7 protein-coding genes are annotated in these 7,334 nt (G+C 72.9%); 3 read left to right on the top strand and 4 right to left on the bottom strand.

Going from position 1 to position 7,334, the window contains the following annotated elements:
- Positions 1 to 113 precede the first annotated feature (113 nt).
- On the bottom strand, positions 114 to 386 hold the full coding sequence (locus tag ACWGKU_RS09900) for a DUF6343 family protein (protein WP_359901593.1): 273 nt from the start codon (positions 384 to 386) through the stop codon (positions 114 to 116).
- Positions 387 to 461: 75 nt separating this feature from the next.
- Between ACWGKU_RS09900 and ACWGKU_RS09895 the strand changes: the two genes are divergently transcribed.
- Positions 462 to 713: an I78 family peptidase inhibitor gene (locus ACWGKU_RS09895; protein ID WP_380539533.1), complete on the top strand. Its 252-nt coding sequence runs from the start codon at positions 462 to 464 to the stop codon at positions 711 to 713.
- 145 nt (positions 714 to 858) lie between these two features.
- On the opposite strand, the gene ACWGKU_RS09890 is transcribed toward ACWGKU_RS09895, so the two are convergent.
- Both ACWGKU_RS09890 and fabG read right to left on the bottom strand, forming a co-directional pair.
- Positions 859 to 1,521, bottom strand: coding sequence for a phosphatase PAP2 family protein (locus ACWGKU_RS09890; RefSeq protein WP_452177889.1), 663 nt, complete (start codon positions 1,519 to 1,521; stop codon positions 859 to 861).
- Between the two features lie 378 nt (positions 1,522 to 1,899).
- A complete protein-coding gene (gene fabG, locus ACWGKU_RS09885; RefSeq protein WP_359901584.1) occupies positions 1,900 to 2,667 on the bottom strand; it encodes a 3-oxoacyl-ACP reductase FabG in 768 nt (255 codons plus the stop codon).
- 469 nt (positions 2,668 to 3,136) lie between these two features.
- On the opposite strand from fabG, the gene ACWGKU_RS09880 reads away from it, so the two are divergent.
- Positions 3,137 to 3,937, top strand: coding sequence for a MarR family winged helix-turn-helix transcriptional regulator (locus tag ACWGKU_RS09880; RefSeq protein ID WP_387685267.1), 801 nt, complete (start codon positions 3,137 to 3,139; stop codon positions 3,935 to 3,937).
- Positions 3,938 to 4,118: 181 nt separating this feature from the next.
- Here the strand turns inward: ACWGKU_RS09880 and ACWGKU_RS09875 are convergent, their stop codons facing one another.
- Positions 4,119 to 4,985 carry an aldo/keto reductase gene (locus ACWGKU_RS09875; RefSeq protein ID WP_401055289.1) on the bottom strand — a complete coding sequence of 289 codons (867 nt, stop codon included), beginning with the start codon at positions 4,983 to 4,985 and terminating at the stop codon, positions 4,119 to 4,121.
- Positions 4,986 to 5,542: 557 nt separating this feature from the next.
- Here ACWGKU_RS09875 and ACWGKU_RS09870 point away from each other — a divergent pair.
- Positions 5,543 to 7,318, top strand: a complete 1,776-nt coding sequence (locus ACWGKU_RS09870; protein ID WP_452177888.1) for an ABC transporter transmembrane domain-containing protein — start codon at positions 5,543 to 5,545, stop codon at positions 7,316 to 7,318.
- Positions 7,319 to 7,334 lie beyond the last annotated feature (16 nt).

Genomic DNA, 7,334 nt, shown 5'->3' with positions numbered 1-7,334 from the left:
GGCCTGGGTGGGGCTCGCGGGGGGGGGGGGTGGGGTGGGGGGGGCGGGGGTTGGGGGGGGCGGGTTGGGTTACGCCGGGGGGCCCCACCCCCCACTCCATGGGAGACACCACGTCAGAGCTCGGTCCGGCGACGCCGGATCACCACCACGAGATCGACGGCGGCGAACAGGGTCAGCAGGCCGCAGGCCACGGCGAAGCCGGTGAGGGTGCCCCGGCTGGGTGCGCCGTCGGCGGGGGAGGCGGCCGCCCAGAGCGCGAAACCCACCGTCGCCAGTGCGAACAGCGGCGTGAAGGTGAGCGAGAGCAGGTAGCGGAGCTTGAGATCGCTGCGGGCGGTGGCCGGCTCGGTGCCGCTGCGCCACCGTCGCGGGGTGGTGGTGCGCATGGCGTTCACCTCCTGACCACGCCGGTCGGGCTACGATTCCAGCGTACGTCCGAGGAGGCGAGCCGGGGAGGCGCGATGTCGGGTTCGGGCGCGGTGGGGGCGGGGTCCGGCGCGGCGGGTTCGGGCGCCGGTTCGGGTGCGGGGGGCCAGGACGGCGAGGGATACGCGGGGCTGCGGATCGAGCGGGCCCGGGAGCTGGCCCGAAGGCACGGCTGGGCGTCGGTCCGGGTGCTGGAGCCGGGTGACCTGATGACCATGGAGTACCGCCAGGGGCGGCTCAACCTCGCGGTGCGCAACGGTGTGGTCGAGCGCAGCTGGGAGGGGTAGGTCCGGCCCGTAGCGTCGGATCGGGGCCGGGTTCGGTTCCGGCATTCGGGGTTCGGCTTCGGTGCGGGCCTGGTGCGGGTCCGGTGCGGTCGGGGTTCGCCGTGGCTCCGGTCGGGCGTGACTCGGGTCGGGTGCGGTTTCGGGTTCAGCAGGGCAGGTGCCGACGGGCGAAACGCCGGTGGAGCCGCTGTTCGGCGGTGGCGACCAGGGGCTCCAGCAGTGGCAGCGAGAGCAGGACGAGCAGTCCGGCGGCCCAGCCGGCCAGGACGTCGGTGACCCAGTGGGTGCCCAGGTAGACCGTGGTCAGGCCGATCGAGCAGGCGGTGGCGGCGGCGATCAGCGCACCGGTGCGCCGCCAGCGGACGGCGAGGTAGGCGAGCACCCCCCAGGTGACCACCGCGTTGGCGGTGTGGCCGGAGGGGAAGATGGTGCCGCCGGAGAAGAGCTCGGGCGAGCCGACGTACTGGGCGTAGTGCGGGCCGAGCCGACCGGTGACGATCTTGACCGCGCCGACGGTGACGTTGAGCAACAGCAGCGCGATGCCCATGACCAGCAGCGGGCGCAGCCGGCCGAGGCGGTGGGCCCGCCAGCCGAGCCAGCAGAAGGCGGCGATCGCCGAGGGTCCGCGTTGCCCGGCGACCACCCAGGTGTCGAGCAGCGGCTCCAGCCGGGGCCACCGCTCGTAGGGGCGCAACAGTCGGACCGACCAGTCGAGGTCGACCAGCTCGGTGTTGAGCAGGACCCCGGCGAGTACCAGCAGGTAGCCGGCGAGGGTGACGGCGAGCAGGGCGGCCTGCCGTCGGCTCATCGGGGGCCAGCCGGGTTCACCGGGGCCGGGACCGGCCGGGGGGAGGGGGTGTCCCGGGGTGGTGGGGCGTTCCCGGCGGTCGGGTTCGGCGGTGCGGCGCTCCGGCCTCTGGCGCGGAATGGGAGCGGGGGTACTTCTGGATTGCACGGGGTGACCTTACCCAGCCGGACAGGGCTATTCCGGTGGTAATTGTCATTTTCCCGGGAAATCGACAATTGGGTCGATCGGGGCTGGCTCGGGGGGTGATTTCCACTATTCCAGGATCGAAAGTCCGTGTGGTCGTCGAATGATTCTGCAAAAGCCCCGGTAAAGCAGGAGGAGTGGGAGGCCGGTTCGGCCGGCTTCCCACTCCGTGGTAACCCTGTGTAGGTTCCGTGCTCAGTCGAGGGGGCCGCCCGCGACGTAGATCACCTGGCCGGAGACGAAGCCGGCGCCCTCGCTCGCGAGGAAGGAGATGGTGTGGGCGACGTCCTCAGGCTCACCGACCCGCTGGACCGGGATCTGCGAGGCCGCGGCCCGCTTGAAGTCTTCGAAGTCCATGCCGACCCGGGCGGCGGTGGCTGCTGTCATGTCCGTGGCGATAAAGCCGGGGGCGACCGCGTTGGCCGTGATGCCGAACTTGCCCAGCTCAATGGCCAAAGTCTTGGTGAAGCCCTGGAGCCCCGCCTTGGCGGCCGAGTAGTTGGCCTGGCCGCGGTTGCCCTGGGCCGAGGAGGAGGACAGGTTGACGATGCGGCCGAAACCGGCGTCGACCATGTGCTTCTGCACGGCGCGGGTCATCAGGAAGGCGCCGCGGAGGTGAACGTTGATGACCGTGTCCCAGTCGGACTCGGACATCTTGAAGAGCAGGTTGTCGCGGAGTACGCCCGCGTTGTTCACCAGGACGACCGGGGTGCCGAGCTCGGCGGCCACCCGGTCGACGGCGGCCTGGACCTGCTCGGCGTCCGAGACGTCGGCGCCGACGGCCAGCGCCCTGCCGCCGGCGGCGGTGATCCGGTCGACGGTCTCCTTGCCGGCCGCCTCGTCGAGGTCCAGGACGGCGACCGCGTAGCCGTCGGCGGCCAGCCGGACGGCGGTGGCGGCGCCCAGGCCGCGGGCGGCGCCGGTGACGACGGCGACCCGGGGGGCGGTGCTCTGCTCGGTCATGCTCGGTCTCGTCTCTCTCGGGGTTGCCTCCCGGGGAGAGCCCCCGGAGAGGGTGGCCACACCCTACCGGCGGGTAGGGAGGGCGGCCAGGGTGGAGAGACGCAGGTGACGGTGGGTAAGGACCGACCGGTCGGCTTTCTGCTGAGAACGAGTTACTGCAAGCCGTTCGCAGTCCGTAAATATGCCAATGTTGCCGAACCTGCGTCTACTATCCGCCCCTGCCTGCCAGCAAGGGCCCGCCGTTTGTATAGTGTCCGCCAGCAGCCACCGGCTGCACGGCTGGAGCGCCCTCCCTCATAGCTGGACGCCCACTCGCCGTTACTGCCCCACCCGGGTGTCCCACACACACCGGGTGTGACATCGGGACGGATACATGGTGCTGGGGGAGATCCCGACAACCCGCGTGTCTGCGCGACTGCAGCAGTCGCCCGGACACCTCATTCGCGTTGCACAGCAGGTCCACACCCGTTTGTGGTCCGAACACGTCGGAGCCGATCTCACGGCTCCGCAGTTCGCCGTGCTGCTGGTCCTGGCCCTGGAACCGGGTGCGGACCAGCGGACGGTCGGCGAGCGGGCCTCGCTCGACAAGGCCACGATGGCGGAGATGGTCGCGCGGCTGGTCCGCCGCGGCCTGGTGCTGCGCAGGCGCGACCCGGCCGACGGCCGGCGCAAACTGTTGGCGCTCTCGCAGAGCGGTGCCCAGGCGGTGCGCGAGGCCACCGGTGGTGTGGTCCGCGTTCAGCGCGTCCTGTTCGAGCCGCTCACGGCGGAGGAACAGGTCGAGATCGTCCGGGTGATGGCCAAGATAGCCAGGCTGGAGCCCGCGGCGGTCGCCGTCATCACCGACGCGCGGCCGATACTGGACGCCCAGCGGGCGATCGGCTACCTGATCAGGGTGAGCCAGCAGGTGCACACCAAGCTCTGGTCGGAGCACGTGGGCGCCGAGCTGACGGCTCCGCAGTACGCGGTGCTGGACGCGCTGGAACTGGAACCGGGCGCCGACCAGCGCACGGTCGGCGAGCTGGCCTCGCTGGACAAGGCCACGATGGCCGAGATGGTCAGCCGACTGGTGCGCCGCGGTCTGGTGCAGCGCCGGCGCGACCCCTCGGACGGGCGGCGCAACCTGCTCTCGCTCTCACCGGCGGGACAGGACCTGCTGCACCGCTCGGCCGCCGGGGTGGCCGAGGTCCAGCGGCTGCTGCTGGCCCCGCTGGAGGAGAGCGAGCACGAGGCCGCGCTCGCGCTCATCGCGAAGGCGGGCAGGCTCTAGGTCAAGACTTCGCCGCAGTAGCCAAAACGATTCGCCAAAACGCTGAGGGTCCATGGCCATGGACTTTGGCGGATCGGGGTACGCCTGAGGCCGCCCGCTCCCCCCACGGGAGCGGGCGGTCTTCGGCATGACGGCCGTCAGGCGATCCGGGTGTCCGGGGGCCGGGCCCCCGGGCCGGGCGTCAGTTCCAGTCGAACTCCTGCGGGTCCGGGCCGATCCGCTTGCCGGTGGCCACGGTGGCGATCGCCGCGAGGTCCTCGGCGTCCAGCTCGAAGCCGGCGACGTCCAGGTTCTCGCGGATCCGGGACGGGGTGACCGACTTCGGGATGGCGATCACGCCGCTCTGGAGGTGCCAGCGCAGCACCACCTGGGCGACCGTGCGGCCGTGCTTCTCGGCGGTCTTCACCAGGGCGGGCTCGGCGAGCAGGTCCTTGCCCTGACCCAGCGGGCTCCAGGCCTCGGTGGCGATGCCGTGCTCGGCGTGGAACGCGCGCAGCTCCGCCTGGGGGAAGTACGGGTGCAGCTCGACCTGGTTCAGGGCCGGGGCGACGGAGGCCTCGTCCAGCAGGCGGCTCAGCTGCTCGGTGCCGAAGTTGGAGACGCCGATCGACCTGACCCGGCCGCCCGCCTTCAGCTGCTCGAAGGCCTTCCAGATGTTCAGGTAGCTGTCGCCGTGCATCGGGCGCGGCCAGTGGATCAGGTAGAGGTCGAGGTATTCGAGGCCGAGCTTGGCCAGCGAGGCGTCGAACTCGCGCAGCACCGCGTCGCGGCCCTGCTCGCCGGACCAGTCGCGGGTGCCCGAGTTCCACAGCTTGGTGGTGACGTAGAGGTCCTCGCGGGCGACGCCGCCCGCCAGGGCGTCGGCGATCGCCGCGCCGGTGCCGGCCTCGTTCTCGTAGATGGCCGCGGTGTCGATGGAGCGGTAGCCGGCCTCGATCGCGGTGCGGACGGCCGGGGTGGCCTCGGCGTCCGGGACCTGCCACACGCCGAAGCCGAGCTGCGGGATCTGCGCGCCGTCGTTGAGGGTGACGGTGGGGATGGTGCTCACGGGAAGGGGTGCCCTCCTGATTGTCCTGTGGTTCCAGTGGGGGCAACTGGCGTCCCGGTGTGATTGTTCCCGCCGAACGGGCGAATCTTGGGTGAAGCTTTGCGGGGGTTTGGCCGAGGGGTCGGCCGACCCGGGGCGGGGTGGGGACCGCCCCGGCGGGGCGTGCGGGGGGCGTGCGGGTCCGGCTCGCGGTGGCCGGGGTGCGGAGCGCGCGGGCCGGGGCGAAAAGCCGTGGTGAAAAACACGTTGCGCAGATCGCGCGGAGGTTGGCAGGCTCCCGATCATGACGTCCTGACTCTCGGGCCCTTCGTGCCCATCCCACCCCGTCCGGCTCCGCTCCGGGCGCATCGTCGACGTCGCGCCGCAGCCGTGCTGCCGTGCCGCGCGTCATCCGCCTGTCGGCTCGGGCCGCTCCTCGTCGGGCCGCCCGCCGTAGGGCTGCCGTCCGCACTGCGCGCACGTCACCCCGGTGCTCCGTGTGCGTCGCTCCTCGAACTCCTGTAGCTCTCCCGAACCCCTGTGCGCTCGTGGCCGCGCACCGCTCGTATCGGAGTGTCATGCTGCTCACCCCCCTGCCGCTGGCCGATCCCGGCAGTCCCGACCTCTCCTCACCCCCGGCCTTCCTGCGCTGGCTGCAGCGCCGCCAGCGGCGCGGGCAGGTGCTCGCCACCCTCTGGTCGCTGATCGAGCTGGGGTGCCGGGCCGCCCTGCCGATACCGCTCGGGTTCGGCGTGCAGGCCGCCGTGGACGGTGACGCCGACGGGATCTGGCGGGCCGGCGGGATCCTGCTGCTGCTCGGCGCGGGTGCCGCGCTCGGCGCCGTGCTGGTGCACCGCCAGGCGGTCTGGAACTGGATCCACGCGGCCACCCACGTACGGCAGTTGGTGTCCCGGAAGGCCTCGCGCCTCGGGGCCGGGCTGTCCCGCCGGATCGCCACCGGAGAGGTCGTCGCGGTCGGCAGCGGGGACGTCGAGCGGATCGGCTGGTACGTCGAACTGGTCGCCCGGGTCCGGTCGGCGGTGATCGTCTGGCTGGCCGTCAGCGTGGCGGTGCTGCTGGTCGATCCGGTGCTCGGGGCCGGGGTGCTGCTCGGCGTCCCGGTGCTGGCGGCCTCCGTCTGGCCGTTGATCGGGCCGTTCGAGCGGCGCTACGAGCAGCAGCGCAGCCTCGGCGGCAAGGCCACCGAGCTGGCGGCCGACACCGTCGCCGGGCTGCGGGTGCTGCGCGGCATCGGCGGCGAGGAGCTGTTCCTGGAGCGGTACCGGGCCGCCTCCCAGAAGGTCCGGGCCGCGGCCGTCCGCTCGGCCCGGATCCAGTCGCTGATGCAGGCTCAACAGGTCTTGCTGCCAGGCCTGTTCGTGGTCGGCGTCACCTGGTACGGCGCCCGGCTGGTGGCCTCCGGCGAGCTCGCCGTCGGCACCCTGATCGCGGTCTACGGCGCCACGGCCTTCCTGGCCGCCCCGCTGCGCATCCTGGGCGAGGCGGCGCACGCGTGGAGCGTGGCCCGGGTCTCCGCCGCGCGCACCGTCCGGGTGCTCTCGCTCGGCCGGACGGCCGGCACGGCGGAGGCCTCACTGGTCCGGCCGGACAAGGCCGACCTGCACGACCCGACGAGCGGGCTGACGGCGCGGGCCGGCGAGCTGACCGCGGTGGTCTGCGGGGACCCGGACTTCGCGGGGGCGCTGGCCGAGCGGCTCGGCGGCCACGTCCCGCCGGTCGAGGGCGAGCGGGCGCAGGCCCCGGTGCGGCTCGGCGGTACGGAGCTGGACGCGGTGCCGCTGGCCGAGGCCAGGGCGGCAGTGCTGGTCCACGACAAGGAACCGGTGCTGCTCTCCGGCACGCTGGCCGAGCTCTTCGACATCCCCTCCTCGGGGCGGGTCACGGCCGCCGCGGCCCTGGCGGCGGCCCGGTCGGAGGACGTGCTGACGGCCCTGGCGGAGGGCTCGCCGGAGTGCGGGGGAGACCCGATGCGCGCCCGGATCACCGAGCGCGGACGCTCGCTCTCCGGCGGGCAGCGCCAACGGCTCGCCCTGGCCCGCGCCCTGCTGGCGGACCCGCCGGTGCTGGTGCTGGACGAGCCCACCAGCGCGGTGGACGCCCACACCGAATCGAGGATCGCCTCCGGGCTGCGGGACACCCGGGCGGGCCGCACCACCGTGGTGTTCGCGACCAGCCCGCTGCTGCTCGACCGGGCGGACCGGGTGGTGCTGCTGCAGGAGGGCCGGGTCGTCGCGGCCGGGCCGCACCGCGAGCTGATGCGCACCGAGTCGGCCTACCGGGCCGTGGTCACCCGCGGCGAGGAGGCGGCCGCTCCGGTGGGTGAGGCCGTATGAGGAACATCGTCAACTT

The organism is Kitasatospora sp. NPDC054768 (assembly GCF_053612025.1).
Note: the sequence above shows the minus strand (reverse complement) of the source record. Positions and strands in the feature narration are given on the sequence as shown.